The organism is Yersinia sp. Marseille-Q3913 (assembly GCF_963892745.1).
Lineage (GTDB): Bacteria > Pseudomonadota > Gammaproteobacteria > Enterobacterales > Enterobacteriaceae > Yersinia > Yersinia bercovieri.
Window position 1 is genome coordinate 61,945 of record NZ_CAWQAF010000077.1, and the last position, 22,243, is coordinate 84,187.

The following is a 22,243-nucleotide window of genomic DNA, read 5'->3' on the forward strand; positions in this document are numbered from 1 at the left end:
CTAGCATCTATGCAGCTTCAAGTGCAAAGGGGATTATGGGTAAGGAGAGATCCACGTGATAGGCCGCCTCAGAGGTATCATTTTAGAAAAACAGCCACCACTGGTGCTGTTGGAAGCAAACGGTGTTGGCTATGAAGTCCAACTGCCAATGACCTGCTTTTATGAGCTGCCTGAACTGGGGCAGGAAGCCATTATCTTTACCCAATTTATTGTGCGTGAAGATGCCCAACTGCTATACGGCTTCAATGATAAGCAGGAGCGGGCACTGTTTCGCGAACTGATCAAAGTGAACGGCGTCGGGCCAAAATTGGCGTTAGCCATTCTCTCCGGTATGTCAGCGCAGCAGTTTGTGGCAGCGGTTGAGCGCGAAGATATTACTACGCTGGTAAAACTACCAGGTGTTGGTAAGAAGACGGCTGAACGTTTGGTGGTCGAAATGAAAGACCGCTTCAAGGGGCTAAATGGCGACCTGTTCAACAATACCGGCGACATCACCTTACCGGCCTCCTCTTCATCACAACTCTCTGATGCGGATATTGAAGCTGAAGCCGCTTCAGCCTTGGTGGCGTTAGGCTATAAGCCGCAGGAAGCCAGCCGTTTGGTGAGCAAAATCGCTAAACCGGGGGCGGATTGTGAAACCTTGATCCGTGATGCTCTGCGTGCCGCGTTATAAATAGGGGTAAATGATGATTGAAGCCGACCGCCTGATCTCAGCGGGCGTTATCAGTGATGAAGAGAGCATTGATCGGGCCATCCGCCCGAAACTGTTGGCTGAATATGTCGGGCAGCCCCATGTCCGTGAACAAATGGAAATCTTCATTCAAGCGGCCAGGCAGCGCGGTGATGCACTTGACCACTTACTGATATTCGGCCCGCCAGGGTTGGGCAAAACCACTTTGGCGAATATTGTCGCCAATGAGATGGGGGTAAATCTGCGCACCACTTCTGGCCCCGTGCTGGAAAAAGCGGGTGATTTAGCCGCGATGCTGACCAATCTTGAGCCGCACGATGTGCTGTTTATTGATGAAATCCACCGCCTGTCACCGGTCGTCGAAGAGATTCTGTATCCAGCCATGGAAGATTACCAGTTGGATATCATGATTGGCGAAGGCCCAGCTGCCCGCTCAATCAAACTTGATTTACCGCCCTTTACCTTGATTGGTGCCACGACCCGTGCTGGTTCATTGACCTCCCCGTTGCGTGATCGCTTTGGTATTGTGCAGCGCCTTGAGTTTTATCAGGTTGCTGATTTAGAACACATTGTCTCGCGCAGCGCTAGGTGTCTGGGGCTGGAGTTAACCACTGAAGGGGCGCACCAGTTGGCGCGCCGTTCAAGAGGCACGCCACGTATCACCAATCGGCTATTACGCCGCGTGCGGGATTTCGCTGAGGTGCGCGCTGATGGTGCCATTAATGGTGATGTGGCGATGAAAGCACTGGATATGCTGAATGTCGATGCCGAAGGGTTCGACTTTATGGACCGTAAACTCTTACTGGCGGTGATTGATAAGTTTATGGGGGGTCCAGTAGGGCTGGATAACCTGGCGGCAGCTATTGGCGAAGAGCGGGAAACCATTGAGGATGTACTGGAACCTTATCTCATCCAGCAAGGCTTTATTCAGCGTACTCCCCGTGGGCGTATTGCCACTAATCATGCCTACAAACATTTTGGTATCACCCGCGAAGAGTAAGCTACAGCACGAGTTTGCGCAGTTAACCGCCTTAAAGCGGAAAGTAGGACGATAAAAATGGGGCTTATCAAGATAAGCCCTCAGACTGCTGACAAAGTTGATAAGCGGGGAAATGTGCCGAATGGGTCGTAACGGCGTGAGCCGTCGGAGCGCCCATCGGTGCAGTCGCCCCGCCAGTTTCGGAGTGACAAAGTAGGTTTGTCATCAACCTAATAAGCCCTACTTAATCAAAACCACTATCCGCGCGCTTTCTGTGACAAGCTCAGTACAAACATCACAGCGGCACAAAGCACCACTGAAGGCCCGGCGGGTGTGTCATATAAAGCAGAGAAGGTTAAGCCGCCAGTCACGGCAATCACACCAATACCGACTGCAATTCCCGCCATCTGTTCAGGTGTGCGGGCAAAACGACGAGCGGCAGCGGCTGGGATTATCAGCAGTGAAGTGATAATCAGAGCGCCGACAAACTTCATCGATAACCCTATCGTTAGTGCGGTGACCAGCATCAGCAACATCCGAACGCGCTCCAGATTAACTCCATCCACATGAGCCAATTCTGGGCTGACGGTCATTGATAGCAAAGCGCGCCACTGCCAGCACAACACCCCCAAGACCACCATCACCCCAGCAGCAATCAACCAGATATCACTCAATGTGACTGACAGCAGATCGCCAAACAGATAGGCCATCAAATCGACCCGCACATTATGCATCAGGCTAACCACCACCAGACCCAGAGATAATGCGCTGTGAGCCATGATCCCCAGTAGGGTATCGACCGCGAGCTGTGGGCGGCGCTCCAACCACACCAAAATCAGTGCTAGCACCATGGTCATAACAATGACGGCATAAAAAGGATTTACATTGAGCAGCAAACCGAATGCCACACCCAGTAGCGAGGCGTGGGCCAGGGTATCACCAAAATAGGACATCCGCCGCCAGACGACAAAAGAGCCCAATGGGCCAGCGGCTGTCGCCAACAAAACGCCAGCTAACCAGCCTGGCAGCAATAATTCAATCATGCGTCACGACTCCCACTATTTTTCAAAATAATCTTTCCGTGCAAATCGTGGCGATGGTTATGGTGATGGCGATAAACGGCTAACTGCTCGGCACCGCGATTGCCAAACATGGCAATAAATTCAGGATGCGTTGAAACCACTTCCGGCGCGCCGGAGCAGCAAATATGCTGGTTTAGGCACAAGACTTCATCGGTTTTTGCCATCACTAAATGCAAGTCATGGGAGACCATCAGCACGGCGCAGCCCAGCTCCTTGCGTAATTGCTCGATCAAGTCATACAGTGCCAGTTGTCCATTAACATCAACACCTTGCGTCGGTTCATCCAATACTAATAACTGTGGGCGGTTCAGCAATGCGCGCGCCAGCAGCACCCGCTGGTTTTCACCACCGGACAGTTTTTGCATGGGTTGATCCAACAAATGTGCGGCATGTACCCGCTTAAGTGCTGGCAAGATATCGGCCTTTTTGACGCCGGGTTTCAGCCGCATAAAACGGCTGACCGTGAGGGGCAATGTGGCATCCAGATGGAGCTTTTGCGGAACATAACCAATGCGTAGGCCCGGCTGGCGAATCAGTGTACCGCTGGTGGGGGCAACCAATCCCAGCACCACGCGAACCAGTGTCGATTTACCTGCGCCATTTGGCCCAAGCAGGGTCAGGATCCTTCCCGGACGCAGAGAAAGGGAAATATCATTCAGTACCCGCCGAGGACCAAAAGTGACGGATATCTTATTTAGAGTTACCAATGTGGACATTATGATTACGTTTGCAGAACCGGATGGATGTTATAATATTACGCTTTACCCAACAAAACGTCGAGAATTCGTATTATGTTACATAAAAATAAGTGGCTGAAGCGGGCAATGCTAGCTAGCGCAATTTTTATCGCCACTCCATTTAATATTGTCTCAGCTGCGGTCGTTACCTCAGTACGACCATTAGGTTTTATTGCCTCTGCCATTGCTGATGGCGTGTTACCGACTGAGGTTTTATTGCCCGATGGTGCCTCGCCGCACGATTATGCGCTTCGTCCATCAGATGTCCAGCGGTTACGCAGTGCTGAGCTGGTTATTTGGGTCGGCCCTGAAATGGAAGCATTTTTAGCAAAACCTCTGTCGCAACTTGCTGATAAAAAACAGATTGCATTGGCTCAGCTCCCTTCCGTTACACCTTTATTAATGAAAGGTGATGAACATGATGAGCATGAAGGGGAAGAAGCAGGGCATGACCATGATCATGCTAAAGATAATAGTGGCGATGAGCACCACCACGGCGAATACAATATGCATATTTGGTTGTCGCCTACCATAGCAAAACAATCTGCAATCGCGATTCACGACAGATTATTGGAACTTATGCCGCAAAATAAGGACAAACTAGATGCAAACCTGCGCCGATTCGAGGATCAACTAGCGCAAAATGAAAAAAATATTGCTACTATGCTAAAGCCTGCCCAAGGTAAGGGATACTTCGTTTTTCATGATGCCTATGGCTACTTTGAAAAACACTTTGGCTTGAGCCCATTAGGGCATTTTACAGTCAATCCCGAAATACAACCTGGTGCGCAGCGTTTACATCAAATTCGAACACAGTTGGTTGAGCACAAAGCGGTATGCGTTTTTGCTGAGCCACAATTCAGGCCGGCCGTCATTAATGCCGTTGCCAAAGGAACAGACGTCCGTTCAGGTACGTTGGATCCCTTGGGCAGCGGCATAGTATTAGGCAAGGACAGCTATGTGGACTTTCTGTCTCAGTTGTCGAACCAATACGTGAGCTGCCTGAAGCAAGATTAAAAGGATACTCATAAGTGCAGCAGATAGTCCGAACTATCACTCTGGCGTATAACAATCTCCCTCGGCCCCATCGAATTATGTTGGGGTCGTTGACTGTAATGACACTGGCCGTAGCTGTTTGGCGGCCTTTTGTTTATCACCCTGAGCATGAGCCGATCGCCAAGAGCGTGGTATTAGATACCAGCCAAACCCGCATTTTACTACCTGAAGCCAGTGAACCCATCGATCAGCCCACACCTGATGATGAAATTCCGCAAGACGAATTAGATGCCAAAGATGCCAGTGAAACGGGCGTCCATGAGTATGTTGTCTCAACGGGGGATACCCTGAGCAGCATTCTTACCCAGTATGGTATTGATATCTCGGATGTCTCTCTGCTCGCGACCTCAAACCGTGACCTTCGTAATTTGAAAATTGGGCAGCAAATCTCCTGGACCGTCAATGATGCGGGTGATTTGCAACGTCTGACGTGGGAAATGTCTCGCCGTGAAACGCGCACTTATGATCGTGTCGGCAATACATTCAAAGAGACGAAAGAGCTACAGAAGGGAGAGTGGAGCAACAAAGTTCTGACTGGCAGCCTTGATGGCAGCTTTGTGACCAGTGCCAAGAAGGCGGGCTTAACCAGCTCTGAAATTCGTGCGGTAACCAAAGCACTGCAGTGGCAGTTAGATTTCGCGAAACTGCGCAAAGGTGATCAGTTCTCAGTGTTGATGTCACGTGAAATTCTTGATGGCCGCAGTGAGCAGAGCCAGTTGGTCGGGGTTCGTATGCGCTCCGGTGGTAAGGATTACTACGCTATTCGTGCCGATGACGGCAAGTTCTACGATCGTCAGGGCTCTGGTTTGGCCCGTGGTTTTATGCGTTTCCCAACCATGAAACAGTTCCGAATCTCCTCTAATTTTAATCCTCGCCGCCTTAACCCTGTGACTGGGCGTGTTGCGCCGCACAAAGGTGTGGATTTCGCGATGCCAGTAGGAACGCCAGTTCTGGCTGTTGGTGATGGTGAAGTGGTGATTGCAAAACGCAGTGGGGCTGCGGGCAACTATGTCGCTATTCGCCATGGTCGCCAGTACACCACCCGTTATATGCATTTGAAAAAATTGCTGGTTAAGCCGGGTCAGAAAGTTAAGCGTGGCGACCGCATTGCGTTGTCAGGTAACACGGGGCGTTCTACTGGCCCGCATCTGCACTATGAATTCTGGATGAACCAGCAAGCCGTTAATCCATTAACAGCCAAATTGCCGCGTTCGGAAGGCTTAAGCGGTAAAGATCGCAGTGAATATCTGGCTATCGCCAAGCAGGTTATTCCACAACTGCAATTAGATTAACTGTTATCCGGTAGCCACGTTCTACCGGAGCGTTTTATACCTGGAGCCATTGGTGTTGCTGGTAACCGCCTCGTCTTGGCGCGGCCCATGGATGGGGCGAGTAACGAGCGTCACTAATCCCCTGCAACTTCAAGGATCAAGGGTATGTTATTATTAGCCCACTGCCAATTCCAAGAGTTCCTCCATGCATAAAGAGAAAAACGACGCCGCTGGCTTTATCCCAGTATTTAAAAAATCTTTCCTACACCCGCGATTTTGGGGCGTTTGGTTGGGAGCCGGAGCCATGGCGGCGATGGCTTATGTCCCGCCGAAATTCCGTGATCCACTGCTGGCGGGTATTGGCCGTCTTGCAGGGAAGTTCGCTAAGAGCGGCCGTCGTCGTGCCCGCATAAATCTGCTTTATTGCATGCCTGAACTGTCAGAAGCTGAACGCGAACATATCATTGATCAGATGTTTGCCACTGCGGCACAGCCGCTGATGATGATGGCTGAACTCTGTTTTCGCGATCCGAAAAAAGTACTGTCTCGCGTTCATTGGCACGGATTGGATATCCTGGACGAACTGCAACGGCAGGAGCGTAACGTTATTCTGTTGGTGCCTCATGCCTGGTCAATTGATATTCCGGCCATGCTGTTGGCCGAGCAGGGCAAACCGGTTGCAGGCATGTTCCATCATCAGCGCAATCCGCTGGTGGACTATTTATGGAACAGTGCGCGCTTGCGGTTTGGTGGGCGCATTCATGCGCGAGAAAGTGGTATCAAGCCCTTTATCAGCTCAGTACGTCAGGGATTCTGGGGCTACTATCTGCCCGATGAGGACTACGGCCCTGAGCAAAGCGAATTTGTCGATTTCTTCGCCACCTATAAAGCAACATTGCCAGCGGTTGGGCGGTTGATGAAAGTCTGCCGTGCGGCGATTGTGCCGATGTTCCCAGTGTATAATTATCGTGAACATCGCCTTGATATTTATATTCGTCCACCAATGGATGACCTGGCAGATGCTGATGATGCTTATATCGCCCGTCGGATGAATGAAGAAGTTGAGTTGCTGGTTAAACCCAATCCCGAGCAGTACACCTGGATCCTTAAGCTGCTGAAAACCCGTAAAGAAGGCGAGATTGAACCCTATGTGCGCAAGGATCTTTAACGCCAGTTTCTCGGGGTTTAACCCTTAAGATTGAACATAAAAAGCCCGCTATTTAGTAGCGGGCTTTTTGCTAATTAAAACTTAAAACTAATTATTCAACACGAATGATACGGCTGGTATTGGTGGTCCCAATCGTCCCCATCACATCACCTTGCGTCACGATCACCAGATCGCCAGAAACCAGGAAGCCTTTATCTTTCAATCGATTAACGGCTTCTGTGGCCGCAAGAACACCATCAGTGTGAGTATCGCAATAGACCGGGGTGACACCACGGTAGATAGCCGTCAGGTTCAAGGTATGGTCATGGCGTGACATCGCAAAGATGGGTAAACCGGAGCTGATACGGGACATCATCAGCGCGGTGCGGCCTGATTCGGTCATGGCGATAATCGCCGTAATCCCTTTCAGATGGTTTGCCGCATACATGGTCGACATCGCAATGGCCTCTTCGACATTGTCGAATTGCACATCAAGGCGGTGCTTAGAGACATTAATGCTGGGGATTTTTTCTGCGCCCAGACAAACTCGCGCCATTGCAGCCACAGTCTCTGCCGGATACTGACCGGCTGCGGTTTCTGCCGACAACATCACGGCGTCGGTGCCATCCAGTACCGCGTTTGCCACGTCCATGACTTCTGCACGAGTTGGCATTGGGTTGGTAATCATCGACTCCATCATCTGAGTCGCGGTGATCACCGCACGGTTAAGCTGACGAGCGCGGCGGATTAGTTTTTTCTGGATACCGACTAATTCAGGGTCACCAATTTCCACACCCAAGTCACCACGAGCCACCATCACCACATCAGAAGCGAGGATAATGTCATCCATAGCTTCATCTGTTGCTACGGCTTCAGCACGCTCAACTTTGGCCACGATTTGCGCATTGCAACCTGCATCACGAGCCAGACGACGAGCATAGTGTAAATCTTCGCCAGTCCGCGGGAAGGAGACTGCCAGGAAATCTACGCCAATTTTAGCGGCGGTAACAATATCGGCTTTATCTTTTTCAGTCAGCGCTTCTGCTGACAGGCCGCCACCGAGTTTATTAATGCCTTTATTATTGGATAGTGGGCCGCCGACAGTGACTTCGGTGAAGACTTTCATGCCCTGTACTTCAATCACTTTCAACTGTACCCGGCCATCATCCAGCAGCAGGATATCACCAGGGACGACATCAGCGGGCAAGCCCTTATAATCGATACCGACTTTATCTTTATCGCCTTCGCCTTTAGCCATGTTGGCATCAAGCAGGAATTTATCGTGCACATTCAGGAAAACTTTGCCTTCCCTAAAAGTAGATACCCGGATTTTAGGACCTTGTAAATCGCCAAGAATAGCCACATGGCGCCCCAGTCGAGCAGCGATTTCACGGACTTTATTTGCCCGCAACTCATGATCTTCGGCGCTACCATGGGAAAAATTCAGGCGGACTACGTTAGCACCAGCAGCAATAATCTTTTCCAGATTATTGTCGCGGTCAGTAGCCGGCCCCAGTGTAGTAACAATCTTGGTCCTTCTGAGCCGTCTGGACATCTCTTACTCCGTTGACTGATGAAGCATGGTGTTGTTAAAACAGCGGATAATAATCCGAGAGTAACATGTAACTAAGCTACAAATTTTACGACGAAACTTTTTCATGTTTTATGACAAAATCATGTTATGCATGTTATCCGCTTGCGGATGTAGAGCACTTTTACCTCTATTCACCGCTGTTGACGCGCGGTAAACCTTTATCAAAACGAGACTCTTTCAATGCATCTTTAACGCGTTTCAGGTTATCCCTGAACTTTGCCCCGCGGCGTAGGGTAAAACCAGTCGCCAGGACATCAATTAATGTCAGTTGAGCAATACGGGACACCATCGGCATGTACATATCGGTGTCTTCCGGCACATCTAGCAGCAGTGGTAATGTCGCTTCATTTGCCAGTGGTGTATCGCGCGAGGTAATGGCAATCACGGTGGCATCGTTTTCACGGGCTAAGTGAGCTAACTCAACCAGGCTTTTTGTGCGGCCGGTATGGGATATTAATACCACCACATCGCCCTCACTGGAATTCATGCAGCTCATACGTTGCATCACGATATCATCAAAATAAATTACCGGGATGTTGAAGCGGAAAAATTTATTCATCGCATCATGGGCGACGGCAGCAGATGCACCAAGGCCAAAGAACGAAATTTTCTTTGCCTGCGTCAATAGATCCACGGCCCGATTGATAGCGGCAATGTCTAAATTGTTTTTCACCATATCCAGACTGGCCATGGTTGATTCGAAAATTTTACCGGTGTAAGCGGCTACACTATCATCTTCTTCAACATTTCGGTTCACATAAGGTGTGCCATTAGCCAGACTTTGTGCCAAATGAAGTTTAAAATCAGGGAAACCTTTGGTATCCAGTCGACGGCAAAAACGGTTTACCGTGGGTTCGCTGACGTTCGCCATTTTGGCGAGGGTGGCGATACTTGAATGGATAGCTGTTTGCGGGGAGGCAAGGATCACCTCGGCGACTTTCCTTTCAGATTTGCTCAGGAGGTCCAGATTATTTTGGATATTTTCCAGCGTATTCATATAACGAGAGTCACCCATGGGTTTTACCGATTTCATTTAAAGGAGAAATCTATGTCGGTTTAATGAAAATATACTACGAGCTGGGACCCGTTGGCAGTGGCATCTGGTAGGAAGTGAAGCTTTTTCACCAGAATATGACCTGTGTCTAATTTTCATAATGGTAAATGGTTGTCAAAAACGTCATAAAATTACATTTTTAAGTTGTGCGGCCTGATTTGACGCGGCTTGCCGCCTGAATGGATGTTTTTTGACCTTTTTTGACTCACTTTTATCTGGGTTTACTGGCTATAGCCAAAGAGAGTACATTAGTAATGTAAGAAAATTACAAATATCCTGCAACGAGGAGAATAACATGGCGGTAACTAATACAGGCCAAGCAGCCCAGGCGTGTGATCTGGTGATTTTCGGCGCTAAGGGAGACTTGGCTCGCCGGAAACTGCTGCCTTCCCTTTACCAATTAGAGAAAGCGGGTCACATCCACCCTGATACTCGGATCATCGGCGTAGGCCGTGCCGATTGGGATAAAGACGCGTACACAGCCGTGGTAAAGGAAGCCCTCGATACCTTTATGAAAGAGGCATTGGACGATGAATTGTGGCAAAAGCTCAGTTCACGTCTCGATTTCTGTAATTTAGATGTCAATGACAGCAAGCATTTCACCAAATTGGGCAAAATGCTGGATCAAAAAAATCGCATAACTATTAACTACTTCGCGATGCCGCCGAGCACTTTTGGTGCGGTTTGCAAAGGGTTAGGTGAGGCGGGGCTGAATAAAGAGCCAAGCCGGGTGGTGATGGAGAAACCTCTGGGGACGGATTTGGCCTCTTCTCGGGTGATTAACGATCAGGTCGCTGAATATTTTAACGAGTGTCAGGTCTATCGCATCGACCACTATTTGGGCAAAGAGACGGTGCTGAATCTGTTGGCACTGCGGTTTGCTAACTCGCTGTTTGCCTCTAACTGGGATAACCGCACCATTGATCACGTGCAGATCACGGTGGCAGAAGAAGTGGGCATTGAAGGGCGCTGGGGCTATTTTGATCAGGCCGGTCAGATGCGCGACATGATCCAAAACCACTTGCTGCAAATCCTGACCATGATTGCCATGTCACCACCGGCAGACTTGAGCACTGACCGTATCCGTGATGAGAAAGTGAAAGTGCTGCGATCGCTACGCCGTATCGATCACACCAATGTGCGGGAAACGACAGTGCGTGGTCAGTACACGGCAGGTTTTGTGCAGGGTAATAAAGTGCCTGGCTATCTGGAAGAGGAGGGTGCGAATAAGAGCAGCAATACTGAGACGTTCGTCTCTATTCGCGTCGATATTGATGACTGGCGTTGGGCCGGTGTGCCGTTCTATCTGAGAACCGGTAAGCGCCTGCCAAGCAAATGTTCAGAGGTGGTGGTTTACTTCAAAAATCCTGCGCTGAATCTGTTCCGCGAGTCCTATCAGCAACTGCCACAGAACAAGCTAACCATTCGTTTACAACCGGATGAAGGCATCGAAATTGAAGTGCTGAATAAAGTGCCGGGTCTGGAGCATAAGCACCGTCTGCAAACCACCAAACTCGACCTCAGTTTCTCTAAGACGTTTAACGAACAGCACCTTGCTGACGCCTACGAGCGGCTGTTACTGGAGACCATGCGTGGGATTCAGGCGCTGTTTGTTCGCCGTGATGAGGTTGAGGAAGCCTGGAAGTGGGTGGATTCAATCATGGATGCATGGGCGGCGGATAACGAAGCGCCTAAACCTTACCAGTCTGGGACATGGGGGCCGGTAGCATCTGTTGCCATGATCACCCGTGATGGCCGTTCATGGAATGAGTTCGAATAAGTTGATGACTCGACACATCATCAGATGAGATTTTGCTGGTGCGTCACCGTCAGGGAAGCTGGGCGGGCAGCTAGGGGCAGGAGGCCGCGCGCAATAATAAAGAGCCGTTAGCTGGCTCGCATTCTGATTCTTTATGGCAGGCGGAAAGCATCTGTAGGTATTCTGCGTGCCATATTTCAACTGACACCTTCGGGTGAGTACATGCCAATCGGCATAAGTGGAGATAACAACTGATGAAAAGCTGGAAAACGAGCGCAGAACAGATCATGACCGCAGGCCCCGTTGTCCCGGTGATTGTGATTACCAAGCTCGAGCAAGCAGTACCCTTGGCAAAAGCCTTGGTAGCAGGCGGTGTTCGGGTTCTGGAAGTGACGTTGCGCACCCCTTGTGCTGTTGAGGCGATCCGCGCCATTGCCAAAGATGTTCCTGAAGCGATTGTGGGTGCCGGCACCGTGCTTAATCCGCAACAATTGGCTGATGTGGTGGAAGCGGGCGCACAGTTTGCTATTAGCCCTGGGTTGACTGATGAATTACTTAAAGCTGCAACTGAAGGCTCCATCCCGTTGATTCCAGGGATCAGTACTGTTTCTGAGCTGATGCTGGGCATGAGCTATGGTCTGCGTGAGTTTAAATTCTTCCCAGCTGAAGCGAACGGCGGTGTTAAAGCACTGCAAGCCATCGGCGGCCCATTCTCACAAGTGCGTTTCTGCCCAACTGGCGGGATCACACCTAACAACTACCGCGATTATCTGGCGCTGAAAAGCGTATTGTGTATTGGCGGTTCATGGTTGGTTCCGGCGGATGCGCTGGAAAAAGGTGACTATGCGCGCATTACTGAATTAGCGAAACAAGCTGTTGCGGGTGCGACTGCATAAGTTGTTCTAACTCCCTGAACTGACGAGAGAATCCCAGCATTCGTGCTAAATATAAAACCTCTGCCATGCAGGGGTTTTGTTTTTTTGAAATCACTAACTTATTATTTTTAAATCTCTTTTTTTAAACTATTTGCTAAATTGATGGTTTGCTTTATAAAATTGATTGTGGTAAAAATACTATAGTTAATTATTCCAACTTTATGAGGGTTTTAGGCGTATCGCACTAAGTTTGGCTAGTAAGTAGGTGGCTAAAGCGGGTGTGGCTAAAAAAAAGAGATATATTATGATTAAAACTAATGGAATTACTTTCAAACCTTCTACCTGCCAACTCTTCCTGTCTGCCATTCTGGCCAGTGAACATCACTGGTGCAGCGAGCTGTAGCGTCTCTCCTCTTCCGTTTTAAGTCAATTTTCGAAAAAAATTATACGCCAAGTGAGTTTCTATTTCTTACGGCCTGCGCACACCTATACCTTGTGAATAGGGTGCCGAGTGAGGATAACCGTAATAAATAGACCTTAGCGTGCGTTGATGCGTGTTAGGAGAAGAAAGATGATTTATTGGATATTTTTGGGGTTAGCCATTGTTGCTGAGATCATTGGCACTTTATCAATGAAATACGCCAGTGTCAGCGGTGAGATGACCGGGCATATCGTGATGTATTTTATGATAACCGGCTCCTATATTTTGCTGGCGCTGGCGGTGAAGAAAGTCGCGTTAGGGGTGGCTTATGCTCTGTGGGAAGGGATTGGTATCCTGATTATTACTGTTTTCAGTGTGTTGTGGTTTGATGAAAGCTTATCGCCACTGAAAATTGCCGGTTTAGTGACTTTGATCGGCGGCATAATGTTAGTGAAATCAGGAACTCGTAAGCCAAAGAAACCAAACAGTCCGAGCCGAAATTCGGGTGAGCATCATGCAACAGCTTGAGTTTTACCATATTGCCTTTCTGATTCTGGCGGTCATTTTGGAAATCATCGCCAATATTTTGCTGAAGATGTCAGATGGTTTTCGCCGTGTATGGTTGGGCATCTTATCATTGCTGTCGGTGTTAGGGGCATTTAGCGCCCTGGCGCAGGCCGTCAAAGGTATAGAGTTATCAGTAGCTTATGCTTTATGGGGCGGCTTTGGTATTGCAGCAACCGTAGCGGCGGGCTGGATTTTGTTTAACCAGCGCTTGAACTATAAGGGTTGGATTGGCTTGATTTTTCTGCTGGCTGGGATGGTGATGATTAAGCTGTCCTAATATACCCTTCGTACTTGAAGTTGCAGGGGTGTTCGCTGCGCACACGAACCCGAATCACTTACTTGTGTAAGCTCATCGGGATTCGCTTGCTGGCTGCCTACCTGCAACGCCAATTACTTGGGGTATAATCTGTATTGATACCTGCTCGCTACGCGCAGCAAACTAGATTGCCGCAATAATTTTGATCTCAACTTTATACTTCGGATTCATCAGCTTGGATTCGATGGTACAGCGCACTGGCGCATGGCCATCGACCACCCAGGCATCCCACGCCGCATTCATCGCCGCGAAGTCAGCTTTATCAGCCAAAAAGATGGTGGCATCCAAAATACGGCTTTTATCTGAACCGAGCTGATTTAGCATGATATCAATCGCCGCCAGAGTGTTAGCGGTCTGCGCGGTGGCGTCGGCATCCAGGTTTTCCGGCACACTGGTGTAGTAAATGGTGTCGTTATGAATCACCGCATCGGACCAACGTTTTGCTGGATTAATTCGCTCAATACTCATTTTCACTCCCTTATGTGGATCTCAATGTCAGTTATTGGCATAAGGGTAGCATAGCTGATGGCGAGAATGTGTAGTCGCGAGGCGATAGGCTTGGCATAATCACCGCTGATTTCGCCCGGAAGAGACAGTGTGATAGACGATTTTGCAACAGATGGCGCACTGGCGCAGGCCATTACAGGTTTTAACCCCCGAGAGTCCCAGCGCCAGATGGCTGCGGCCATCAGTGAATCCATTGATGGCAAACAGCAATTGGTGGTTGAGGCGGGCACGGGTACTGGCAAAACATTTGCCTATTTGGCACCGGCACTGCGGGCTGATTGCAAAGTGATCATCTCTACCGGCTCCAAAGCGTTGCAGGATCAGCTCTATTCCCGTGATCTACCCACCGTGGCAACCGCCTTGAAATATAAAGGGAAATTGGCCTTATTGAAAGGGCGATCAAACTACCTCTGTCTGGAGCGCCTTGAACAGCAATCATTGGCGGGGGGCGAGTTGGCGGGTGAAACACTGGTCGATTTGGTTCGCCTGCGCGGCTGGTCAACGGAAACGATTGACGGCGATATCAGCACTTGTGGTCAGGTCGCTGAGGACAGTTTTGTCTGGCCGCTGGTCACTAGTACCAATGATAACTGTCTGGGCAGTGATTGCCCGTTGTACAAAGAGTGTTTTGTGGTGAAAGCCCGCCGCAAGGCGATGGATGCGGATGTGGTGGTGGTTAACCATCATCTGTTTCTGGCTGACATGGTGGTCAAAGAGAGCGGCTTTGCTGAATTGATCCCCACCGCAGATGTCATGATCTTCGATGAAGCCCATCAGATCCCAGATATTGCCAGCCAATATTTCGGCCAGCAGCTCACCAGCAGACAGCTGATGGATCTGGCGAAAGACATCATCATTGCTTATCGCACCGAAGTGCGGGACTCTGCGCAATTGCAGAAAAGTGCTGATCGCCTGTCACAAAGTACCCAAGATTTTCGCTTAGTTCTGGGTGACCCAGGTTATCGCGGTAATTTACGTGATGTGATGGAGCAGCCTGCTATCCAGCGGGCGCTGCTGTTACTCGATGATGCGCTAGAGCTATGTTATGACGTGATGAAACTGTCGCTAGGGCGTTCAGCCATGTTAGATGCCGCCTTTGAGCGCGCCACTGTCTATCGTAACCGCCTAAAGCGCTTAAAAGAGGTCACCACACCCGGTTACAGCTACTGGTATGAGTGTAATTCACGCCACTTTATTTTGGCGCTGACACCACTTTCGGTCTCCGACCGCTTTCGTGAGTTGATCGAAGAGAAACCGGGAACCTGGATTTTCACCTCCGCCACGCTATCCGTTAACGACCAATTATCTCATTTCACCGCTCGGCTAGGGCTGACGAACGCCAAAACTTTGCTGTTGCCCAGCCCATTTGATTATGCCAATCAAGCCTTGCTCTGTGTGCCGCGCAATCTGCCCTCCGCTAATGAGCCGGGGGCGGCCCGCAAACTGGCGGTGATGCTAAAACCCTTAATTGACGCCAATAAAGGGCGCTGTTTCTTCCTCTGTACCTCGCACCAGATGATGCGCGGGCTGGCGGAGGAATTTCGCGCCAGCATGACATTGCCGGTTTTGGTGCAAGGCGAAACCAGCAAAGGGCAACTACTGGCGCAGTTTGTGGCGGCGGGCAACGCGCTGCTCGTCGCAACCAGCAGTTTCTGGGAAGGGGTGGATGTACGCGGCGATGCATTATCTTGCGTTATCATCGACAAACTGCCATTCACCTCACCGGATGATCCGTTGCTGAAAGCGCGGATTGAGGATTGCCGTCTACGCGGGGGGGACCCCTTTAATGATGTGCAACTGCCCGATGCTGTTATTACCTTGAAACAGGGCGTGGGGCGATTGATTCGCGATATTGATGATCGTGGTGTGCTGGTTATCTGTGATAATCGTTTGGTGATGCGCCCTTATGGCGCAATGTTCCTTAATAGCCTGCCACCGGCACCCCGCACCCGCTCACTGGCGAAAGCCATCGCTTTTCTCAAACAGCGCGATTAAAGGAAAAGCGAGCAGGGGTGTGCTATGATGCGCGCCCTGTGTTGAATTGATACTCTTTTCCTGCCGAGGTTGGCATGTCCACGCGAATTTTAGCGATCGATACCGCAACAGAAGCTTGTTCTGTCGCACTCTGGAATAACGGCGAAGTCCAGGCACTGTTTGAGCTTTGCCCACGGGAACACACCCAACGTATTTTGCCGATGGTGCAGCAAGTGTTGGCTGAATCGGGCTTATCACTTGGGCAGCTTGATGCGTTGGCCTTTGGTCGTGGTCCCGGTAGTTTTACGGGTGTGCGCATTGGCATCGGCATTGGTCAAGGGCTGGCACTGGGTGCTGATTTGCCGATGATTGGTGTCTCCACGCTACAAACCATGGCCCAGGGCGCATTTCGTCTGACGGCGGCGTCGCGAGTATTGGCCGCGATAGATGCCCGCATGGGCGAAGTCTATTGGGGTGAGTTTGAGCGAAATGCCGAAGGGGATTGGCTGGGTGAAGCGACTGAAGCGGTGATGACACCCGAACAGACGTTGGCTCGCGCTCAAACGCTGAGTGGCCGTTGGGCCACGGTCGGCACTGGCTGGCAAACTTACCCTGAACTGATTGGCGGCAGCAATGTGCAACTCACCGACGGCCAAATGCTGTTGCCGCAAGCCGAAGATATGCTGCCTTTGGCGCTCTCATTGTGGGCTAGCGGGCAAGCTGTCAGTGTGGAAAATGCCGAGCCGGTCTATCTGCGCAATGAAGTCACCTGGAAGAAACTGCCGGGCCGTTAGAATGAGTACCCAATAGATTTCAAAATGCAGGAAGGCGGCAAGGGCGATAATCCCAATGAGCTTACATCAATAAGTGATTCGGGTTATTGCGCGCAGCTAACACCGCTGTAATGTGAAAGATCAGGGTATAGAAACTTGTTATTAAAATTAGAGTCTAAAATATTAGGACAACTAATGATAATAAGGAGTAACAGACTATGACGATTAAAACGTCAGTAGCTCAATCGACAAAACATAAAAACCGTAAATGGATGTTGGGTTGGCTGGGTTTGGGTGTTTTGTTACTTTCCGGTTGCGTGACGATCCCACCTGCGATTCAGGGCACGACAGCAACGCCGCAGCAAAATCTCAATTTGGTCAGAACCTCACCGCAGGCATTTATCGGTCAGGAGGCGCGTTTCGGCGGCACAGTGGTTAATGTGGCCAATGAACCGCATCGCACCCGTCTTGAGATTGCCACTGTCCCATTGGATTCCGGTGCCAGACCTATATTAGGCGAACCCTCACAGGGGCGAATAATTGCCTATGTGAATGGTTTCCTTGAGCCTGCTGATTTTCGTGGGCACCTTGTCACCGTCGTCGGGCCGATCACTGGCGTTGAAGCCGGTAAAATTGGTATGACGCCATATAATTTCGTGGTGATGAATGCTACGGGCTACAAGCGCTGGCATCTTGAACAGCAAGTGATGTTACCACCAACAATGGGGCCATGGGGGTATCGGCACCCTGAAATGTGGGGGCCGGGATGGGGTTGGTATGGCCCTGGGCCTGCACCGATACAAACGATCGTCACTGAGTAAGCTGTTGTTGTAGTAAGTCGGTCCATCATTAAGAAAGGCGCTAAATTTAGCGCCTTTCTTGTGTCTATTTTACAGTGATTAAGCTACAAAAGATTATATAATCAAACAGTTACCATATTTAGCACTATTATCAAATGATAACGTTTTGATTTTGTTATATTTTATTGGGCGGCATTGGCCGCCTTGACTATTTATGGGATCTCGGTATCAGAAAATAGTGATGTATCTCCCAACCTTAAAATTGTTTAAAAGCAAACTGGTACGCTGAGTTAAAATATTGTTAAAGTTCTGGTGTGAATTTGCGTCTTTTCTTCGTGACCAATAACAATTTCAGGAGTGCTACCTTGGAAAAAGTATGGCTAAAGCATTATCCGGCAGATGTCCCCGCAGAGATAGACCCGGATCGCTACTCTTCTTTGGTGGAAATGTTTGAGAACGCGGCGTTGCGTTATGCGGATCAACCTGCGTTTATCAATATGGGCGAGGTGATGACTTTCCGTAAGTTGGAAGAGCGTAGCCGTGCTTTCGCCGCTTATTTACAGCAAGGTTTGGGGCTGCAAAAAGGTGACCGGGTTGCATTAATGATGCCCAATCTGCTGCAATACCCTATTGCTTTGTTTGGTATTCTACGTGCAGGTATGGTGGTGGTGAATGTTAACCCGCTATACACCCCAAGAGAGTTGGAGCATCAACTTAATGATAGCGGCGCTGCGGCGATCGTTATTGTTTCCAACTTTGCCCACACGTTGGAAAAAGTGGTCTTTAAAACTCAAGTTAAACACGTCATTTTAACCCGCATGGGCGATCAACTGTCGGCGGCTAAAGGGACGCTGGTGAATTTCGTGGTGAAATACATCAAGCGACTGGTGCCGAAATACTATTTACCTGATGCCATTTCGTTCCGCACGGCGCTGCAAAAAGGTCGCCGTCTGCAATATGTTAAGCCGGATGTGATTAATACGGATATGGCTTTCTTGCAGTATACCGGCGGCACGACGGGGGTGGCGAAAGGGGCGATGTTGACCCACCGTAATATGCAGTCGAACCTGGAACAGGCGAAAGCCGCCTACGCACCACTGCTGCAACCTGGCCATGAATTGGTGGTCACGGCGCTGCCGCTCTATCACATCTTTGCTTTAACCATGAACTGCCTGCTGTTTATTGAGTTGGGTGGGCGCAGCTTATTGATCACCAATCCGCGCGATATTCCCGGCATGGTTAAAGAGTTAAGTCATTACCCATTCACGGCGATGACGGGGGTGAATACATTATTTAATGCGTTGTTAAATAACGAAGAATTTACCAAGTTGGATTTCTCTACATTGCGGCTGTCCGTCGGTGGAGGGATGCCCGTACAGCAGGCCGTGGCTGAACGTTGGGAAAAACTCACCGGTAAACACTTGCTGGAAGGCTATGGTCTGACTGAGTGTTCGCCGTTAGTGACCGGTAACCCTTATGACTTGAAACATTACAGTGGCAGCATTGGCCTGCCGGTGCCGTCAACGGATGTTCGGCTGCTGGATGATGAGGGCCATGATGTTGCATTTGGTGAGCCGGGTGAACTATGGGTGCGTGGCCCACAAGTTATGTTAGGCTATTGGCAACGGCCAGAAGCCACGGATGAAGTGCTAAAAGAGGGCTGGTTGGCAACCGGTGATATCGCGACCCTCGATGAACAAGGCTTTTTGCGCATTGTTGATCGTAAAAAAGATATGATTCTGGTGTCAGGTTTTAATGTCTACCCCAATGAGATTGAAGATGTGGTCGCGTTACATCCGAAAGTACTCGAGTCTGCCGTCATTGGGGTGCCTAATGGGGTTGCTGGCGAGGCGGTAAAAGTGTTCATCGTGAAAAAAGATGCCACCTTGACACAGGAAGAGCTGCTAACCCATTGCCGCCGCTACCTTACAGGGTATAAAGTACCGAAAATAGTAGAGTTCCGTGACGAATTGCCGAAATCCAATGTCGGCAAAATTTTACGTAGGGAATTGCGTGATGAGCTTGTTACTAATAAGGCTAGCGATCAAGACGCAGCTTAACGTAACGGCATCTCCCAATCATAATCAACAACGCCGGTCATCACCGGCGTTGTTGTGTTTGCCATAGACTATATCCGCCCTTGCAAGATGGCGGGTGTAACGACCAAGAGAATGACGTTTTGAATTATCAGTTGATCACCACCAATGATGCGTTGCAGCAGGTCTGCGAACAAGCCCGGAAACATGCTCATGTCGCGCTGGATACTGAGTTTGTCAGAACACGCACTTACTATCCGCAGTTGGGCCTGATTCAACTGTATGACGGTGAACAACTTTCACTGATTGACCCCTTGCCGATTACTGAGTGGCAACCCTTTCGCGAGCTGCTGCAAGATTTGGATGTCGTGAAATACTTACATGCTGGCAGCGAAGATCTGGAGGTATTTTTAAATGCCTTTGACCGAATGCCGACGCCGATGATTGATACGCAAGTACTGGCCGCATTTTCGGGACGTTCGCTATCTTGTGGCTTTGCTATGCTGGTCAATGAGTTTGAAGGTGTTGAGTTAGATAAAAGTGAATCTCGTACCGATTGGATAGCCCGCCCATTAAGCGAAAAACAGTGTGATTACGCGGCTGCTGATGTGTTTTACCTGTTACCGCTAGCGACTAAATTAGTTGAAGCTACCGAAGCCGCCGGGCGCATGGATGCGGCTAAAGATGAGTGTCAGCTATTGTGTCGTCGTCGTAGTGAAACACTGGAGCCAGAGCTAGCCTACCGTGAAATTACCAATGCCTGGCAGTTGCGAGGGCGTCAGTTGGCATGTTTACAGAAACTGGCAGCATGGCGTTTGCGCCAGGCACGTGAGCGCGATCTGGCGGTGAACTTCGTGGTGCGGGAAGAGAATCTCTGGCAAGTGGCCCGTTATCAGCCCACTTCGCTAGGTGAGCTGGACTCTCTGGGGCTGAGTGGGCAGGAGATCCGCTATCACGGCCGTACCTTATTGGCGCTGGTCGCTGAGGGTAATGCAGTACCTGAAGACCAACTTCCGCCACCGGTCGCTAACCTGATTGACCAGCCCGGCTACAAGAGAGTCTTTAAAGACATTAAAGCGCTAATTCTGTCGGTCAGTGAGCGCTCTGGCCTAAGTAGCGAATTACTGGCATCACGCCGTCAAATAAACCAACTACTCAGTTGGCACTGGAAATTGAAATTATCAGATACTCAGCCTGAATTATTAAGTGGTTGGCGTGGCGATCTGTTATCTACGGAATTGACCGAGATTTTACAGCAGTATTAATGATATTCAGGGTGGGGGAGACTTCACTCTGGTTATTTCAGTTTTTAATTCATCAGAACTTTATGAACAACTGAAATAGAGATTAAGAATTTTCTTGTTTTGGCGGGAGTGTCTATTTAATCGCGGTGAGATGGCTGGGTGTATATACAGTTAATAGGATGGCCATCCGCTATAAATAAATAGCACTGTAAATAAACACCCCTGTAAATGAATACAGGGGTTAGTTATTGCGAAGAAATCATTTAGGTGTTTCTTCCGTTTCCGGTAATGTCACGTTAAGTTCAAGCACCGAAATATCATCGCCTTTCTGCTCAAATTGCACATGCAGCATTTCAGGTTCGATCTGGATATATTTACAAATAACCGCCAAAATATCGCGTTTTAAGTCAGGCAAATAGTGGGGCGCACTGTCCCCACGACGACGTTCAGCGACGATAATTTGCAGCCGTTCCTTGGCTATATTGGCTGTCGGTTTTTTGCGGGACAGAAAGAAGTCTAACAAAGCCATGGTTTATCCCCCAAAAAGGCGTTTCAGGAAGCCCTTCTTCTCTTCTTCAATGAAGCGGAAGGGGCGTTCTTCTCCTAGCAGACGGTCAACGGTATCGTCATAAGCTTTACCAGCATCTGACTCTTTGTCCAGGATCACAGGCTCGCCTTGGTTCGAGGCACGCAGTACTGACTGGTCTTCTGGTATAACGCCAACCAATGGGATCCTCAGAATATCGAGGACATCTTCCATGCTAAGCATATCGCCGCGATTAACCCGCCCTGGGTTGTAGCGGGTCAACAGCAGATGTTCTTTAATCGGATCTTGGCCATTTTCAGCACGACGCGACTTAGATGACAATATCCCGAGGATGCGGTCTGAGTCACGAACCGAAGAGACTTCAGGGTTAGTGGTGATGACGGCTTCATCGGCAAAATAGAGTGCCATCAAAGCGCCGCTTTCGATGCCGGCAGGAGAGTCACACACCACGAACTCGAAATTCATTTCGCCAAGATCGTTCAAAATCTTTTCAACACCCTCTTTGGTCAGGGCGTCTTTGTCACGGGTCTGAGAAGCGGGCAGGATATACAGATTATCGGTGCGCTTATCTTTTATTAGTGCCTGGTTCAAAGTGGCATCACCTTGAATGACATTAACAAAATCATAAACGACACGGCGCTCGCATCCCATAATCAAATCTAAATTCCGTAGGCCGATATCGAAATCGATAACCACGGTTTTTTTACCTTTTTGGGCCAAGCCGGTTGCGATAGCCGCGCTTGATGTGGTCTTGCCAACGCCCCCTTTACCCGATGTAACAACAATAATGCGTGCCATGAAATGGATTCCTTG

Annotated in this window: 21 protein-coding genes; 14 read left to right on the forward strand and 7 right to left on the reverse strand. The window is 49.6% G+C overall.

Going from position 1 to position 22,243, the window contains the following annotated elements; all coding sequences use genetic code 11:
- Window positions 1-55: 55 nt before the first annotated feature.
- Window positions 56-673 carry a Holliday junction branch migration protein RuvA gene (gene ruvA, locus AACW11_RS18490; RefSeq protein WP_032899199.1) on the forward strand — a complete coding sequence of 206 codons (618 nt, stop codon included), beginning with the start codon at window positions 56-58 and terminating at the stop codon, window positions 671-673.
- 13 nt (window positions 674-686) lie between these two features.
- On the forward strand, window positions 687-1,691 hold the full coding sequence (gene ruvB / locus AACW11_RS18495; RefSeq protein ID WP_212585195.1) for a Holliday junction branch migration DNA helicase RuvB: 1,005 nt from the start codon (window positions 687-689) through the stop codon (window positions 1,689-1,691).
- A gap of 236 nt (window positions 1,692-1,927) precedes the next feature.
- On the opposite strand, the gene znuB is transcribed toward ruvB, so the two are convergent.
- Window positions 1,928-2,713: a zinc ABC transporter permease subunit ZnuB gene (gene znuB, locus AACW11_RS18500; RefSeq protein WP_212585097.1), complete on the reverse strand. Its 786-nt coding sequence runs from the start codon at window positions 2,711-2,713 to the stop codon at window positions 1,928-1,930.
- The gene (znuC, locus tag AACW11_RS18505) at window positions 2,710-3,468 is read right to left on the reverse strand and encodes a zinc ABC transporter ATP-binding protein ZnuC (RefSeq protein WP_212585098.1); all 759 of its coding nucleotides are present in this window, start codon (window positions 3,466-3,468) and stop codon (window positions 2,710-2,712) included. Before znuC ends, znuB begins: the two co-directional genes overlap by 4 nt.
- Before the next feature lie 75 nt (window positions 3,469-3,543).
- On the opposite strand from znuC, the gene znuA reads away from it, so the two are divergent.
- The 3 genes from znuA (at window position 3,544) to lpxM (ending at window position 6,984) form a co-directional block, all read left to right on the forward strand.
- On the forward strand, window positions 3,544-4,506 hold the full coding sequence (gene znuA, locus AACW11_RS18510) for a zinc ABC transporter substrate-binding protein ZnuA (protein WP_212585099.1): 963 nt from the start codon (window positions 3,544-3,546) through the stop codon (window positions 4,504-4,506).
- Window positions 4,507-4,520: 14 nt separating this feature from the next.
- Entirely contained in the window at window positions 4,521-5,837 is a 1,317-nt protein-coding gene (gene mepM / locus AACW11_RS18515; protein ID WP_212585100.1) for a murein DD-endopeptidase MepM, read from the forward strand.
- A 184-nt stretch (window positions 5,838-6,021) separates the two neighbouring features.
- Window positions 6,022-6,984, forward strand: coding sequence for a lauroyl-Kdo(2)-lipid IV(A) myristoyltransferase (gene lpxM, locus AACW11_RS18520; protein WP_212585101.1), 963 nt, complete (start codon window positions 6,022-6,024; stop codon window positions 6,982-6,984).
- A gap of 91 nt (window positions 6,985-7,075) precedes the next feature.
- Here the strand turns inward: lpxM and pyk are convergent, their stop codons facing one another.
- Together pyk and AACW11_RS18530 are read right to left on the reverse strand one after the other, a co-directional pair.
- Window positions 7,076-8,518 carry a pyruvate kinase gene (pyk, locus tag AACW11_RS18525; protein ID WP_212585102.1) on the reverse strand — a complete coding sequence of 481 codons (1,443 nt, stop codon included), beginning with the start codon at window positions 8,516-8,518 and terminating at the stop codon, window positions 7,076-7,078.
- A 166-nt stretch (window positions 8,519-8,684) separates the two neighbouring features.
- Entirely contained in the window at window positions 8,685-9,590 is a 906-nt protein-coding gene (locus AACW11_RS18530; protein WP_283049038.1) for a MurR/RpiR family transcriptional regulator, read from the reverse strand.
- A gap of 316 nt (window positions 9,591-9,906) precedes the next feature.
- Between AACW11_RS18530 and zwf the strand changes: the two genes are divergently transcribed.
- The 4 genes from zwf to mdtI all read left to right on the forward strand — a co-directional run bounded on the left by zwf (window position 9,907) and on the right by mdtI (window position 13,510).
- The gene (gene zwf / locus AACW11_RS18535) at window positions 9,907-11,391 is read left to right on the forward strand and encodes a glucose-6-phosphate dehydrogenase (protein ID WP_005270195.1); all 1,485 of its coding nucleotides are present in this window, start codon (window positions 9,907-9,909) and stop codon (window positions 11,389-11,391) included.
- 233 nt (window positions 11,392-11,624) lie between these two features.
- Window positions 11,625-12,266, forward strand: coding sequence for a bifunctional 4-hydroxy-2-oxoglutarate aldolase/2-dehydro-3-deoxy-phosphogluconate aldolase (locus tag AACW11_RS18540; protein WP_212585103.1), 642 nt, complete (start codon window positions 11,625-11,627; stop codon window positions 12,264-12,266).
- 550 nt (window positions 12,267-12,816) lie between these two features.
- A complete protein-coding gene (gene mdtJ / locus AACW11_RS18545) occupies window positions 12,817-13,194 on the forward strand; it encodes a multidrug/spermidine efflux SMR transporter subunit MdtJ (protein WP_050113509.1) in 378 nt (125 codons plus the stop codon).
- The gene (gene mdtI / locus AACW11_RS18550) at window positions 13,181-13,510 is read left to right on the forward strand and encodes a multidrug/spermidine efflux SMR transporter subunit MdtI (RefSeq protein ID WP_050127023.1); all 330 of its coding nucleotides are present in this window, start codon (window positions 13,181-13,183) and stop codon (window positions 13,508-13,510) included. Before mdtJ ends, mdtI begins: the two co-directional genes overlap by 14 nt.
- Window positions 13,511-13,672: 162 nt before the next feature.
- Here mdtI and AACW11_RS18555 read toward each other — a convergent pair whose 3' ends face one another.
- Window positions 13,673-14,017 carry a RidA family protein gene (locus AACW11_RS18555; RefSeq protein ID WP_212585104.1) on the reverse strand — a complete coding sequence of 115 codons (345 nt, stop codon included), beginning with the start codon at window positions 14,015-14,017 and terminating at the stop codon, window positions 13,673-13,675.
- Window positions 14,018-14,146: 129 nt separating this feature from the next.
- Here AACW11_RS18555 and AACW11_RS18560 point away from each other — a divergent pair, with 129 nt between their 5' ends.
- The 5 genes from AACW11_RS18560 to rnd all read left to right on the forward strand — a co-directional run bounded on the left by AACW11_RS18560 (window position 14,147) and on the right by rnd (window position 20,904).
- On the forward strand, window positions 14,147-16,051 hold the full coding sequence (locus AACW11_RS18560) for an ATP-dependent DNA helicase (protein WP_212585105.1): 1,905 nt from the start codon (window positions 14,147-14,149) through the stop codon (window positions 16,049-16,051).
- A 74-nt stretch (window positions 16,052-16,125) separates the two neighbouring features.
- On the forward strand, window positions 16,126-16,824 hold the full coding sequence (gene tsaB / locus AACW11_RS18565; protein WP_212585106.1) for a tRNA (adenosine(37)-N6)-threonylcarbamoyltransferase complex dimerization subunit type 1 TsaB: 699 nt from the start codon (window positions 16,126-16,128) through the stop codon (window positions 16,822-16,824).
- Between the two features lie 197 nt (window positions 16,825-17,021).
- Window positions 17,022-17,624 (forward strand): Slp family lipoprotein, encoded by a 603-nt coding sequence (locus AACW11_RS18570; RefSeq protein WP_212585107.1) that lies wholly within the window; start codon window positions 17,022-17,024, stop codon window positions 17,622-17,624.
- Window positions 17,625-17,968: 344 nt separating this feature from the next.
- Entirely contained in the window at window positions 17,969-19,663 is a 1,695-nt protein-coding gene (gene fadD, locus AACW11_RS18575) for a long-chain-fatty-acid--CoA ligase FadD (protein ID WP_212585108.1), read from the forward strand.
- Window positions 19,664-19,782: 119 nt separating this feature from the next.
- A complete protein-coding gene (rnd, locus tag AACW11_RS18580) occupies window positions 19,783-20,904 on the forward strand; it encodes a ribonuclease D (RefSeq protein WP_212585109.1) in 1,122 nt (373 codons plus the stop codon).
- 238 nt (window positions 20,905-21,142) lie between these two features.
- Here the strand turns inward: rnd and minE are convergent, their stop codons facing one another.
- Entirely contained in the window at window positions 21,143-21,412 is a 270-nt protein-coding gene (minE, locus tag AACW11_RS18585) for a cell division topological specificity factor MinE (RefSeq protein WP_004874203.1), read from the reverse strand.
- A gap of 3 nt (window positions 21,413-21,415) precedes the next feature.
- On the reverse strand, window positions 21,416-22,228 hold the full coding sequence (minD, locus tag AACW11_RS18590) for a septum site-determining protein MinD (RefSeq protein WP_004874204.1): 813 nt from the start codon (window positions 22,226-22,228) through the stop codon (window positions 21,416-21,418).
- Window positions 22,229-22,243 lie beyond the last annotated feature (15 nt).

Excerpts from the sequence above, each read along its gene's own strand:
- ruvB (WP_212585195.1), top strand. The coding sequence starts at position 687 with ATGATTGAAGCCGACCGCCTGATCTCAGCGGGCGTTATCAGTGATGAA.
- znuB (WP_212585097.1), bottom strand. The coding sequence starts at position 2,713 with ATGATTGAATTATTGCTGCCAGGCTGGTTAGCTGGCGTTTTGTTGGCG.
- znuC (WP_212585098.1), bottom strand. The coding sequence starts at position 3,468 with ATGTCCACATTGGTAACTCTAAATAAGATATCCGTCACTTTTGGTCCT.
- znuA (WP_212585099.1), top strand. The coding sequence starts at position 3,544 with ATGTTACATAAAAATAAGTGGCTGAAGCGGGCAATGCTAGCTAGCGCA.
- lpxM (WP_212585101.1), top strand. The coding sequence starts at position 6,022 with ATGCATAAAGAGAAAAACGACGCCGCTGGCTTTATCCCAGTATTTAAA.
- pyk (WP_212585102.1), bottom strand. The coding sequence starts at position 8,518 with ATGTCCAGACGGCTCAGAAGGACCAAGATTGTTACTACACTGGGGCCG.
- AACW11_RS18530 (WP_283049038.1), bottom strand. The coding sequence starts at position 9,590 with ATGAAATCGGTAAAACCCATGGGTGACTCTCGTTATATGAATACGCTG.
- zwf (WP_005270195.1), top strand. The coding sequence starts at position 9,907 with ATGGCGGTAACTAATACAGGCCAAGCAGCCCAGGCGTGTGATCTGGTG.
- AACW11_RS18540 (WP_212585103.1), top strand. The coding sequence starts at position 11,625 with ATGAAAAGCTGGAAAACGAGCGCAGAACAGATCATGACCGCAGGCCCC.
- mdtJ (WP_050113509.1), top strand. The coding sequence starts at position 12,817 with ATGATTTATTGGATATTTTTGGGGTTAGCCATTGTTGCTGAGATCATT.
- mdtI (WP_050127023.1), top strand. The coding sequence starts at position 13,181 with ATGCAACAGCTTGAGTTTTACCATATTGCCTTTCTGATTCTGGCGGTC.
- AACW11_RS18555 (WP_212585104.1), bottom strand. The coding sequence starts at position 14,017 with ATGAGTATTGAGCGAATTAATCCAGCAAAACGTTGGTCCGATGCGGTG.
- tsaB (WP_212585106.1), top strand. The coding sequence starts at position 16,126 with ATGTCCACGCGAATTTTAGCGATCGATACCGCAACAGAAGCTTGTTCT.
- AACW11_RS18570 (WP_212585107.1), top strand. The coding sequence starts at position 17,022 with ATGACGATTAAAACGTCAGTAGCTCAATCGACAAAACATAAAAACCGT.
- minE (WP_004874203.1), bottom strand. The coding sequence starts at position 21,412 with ATGGCTTTGTTAGACTTCTTTCTGTCCCGCAAAAAACCGACAGCCAAT.
- minD (WP_004874204.1), bottom strand. The coding sequence starts at position 22,228 with ATGGCACGCATTATTGTTGTTACATCGGGTAAAGGGGGCGTTGGCAAG.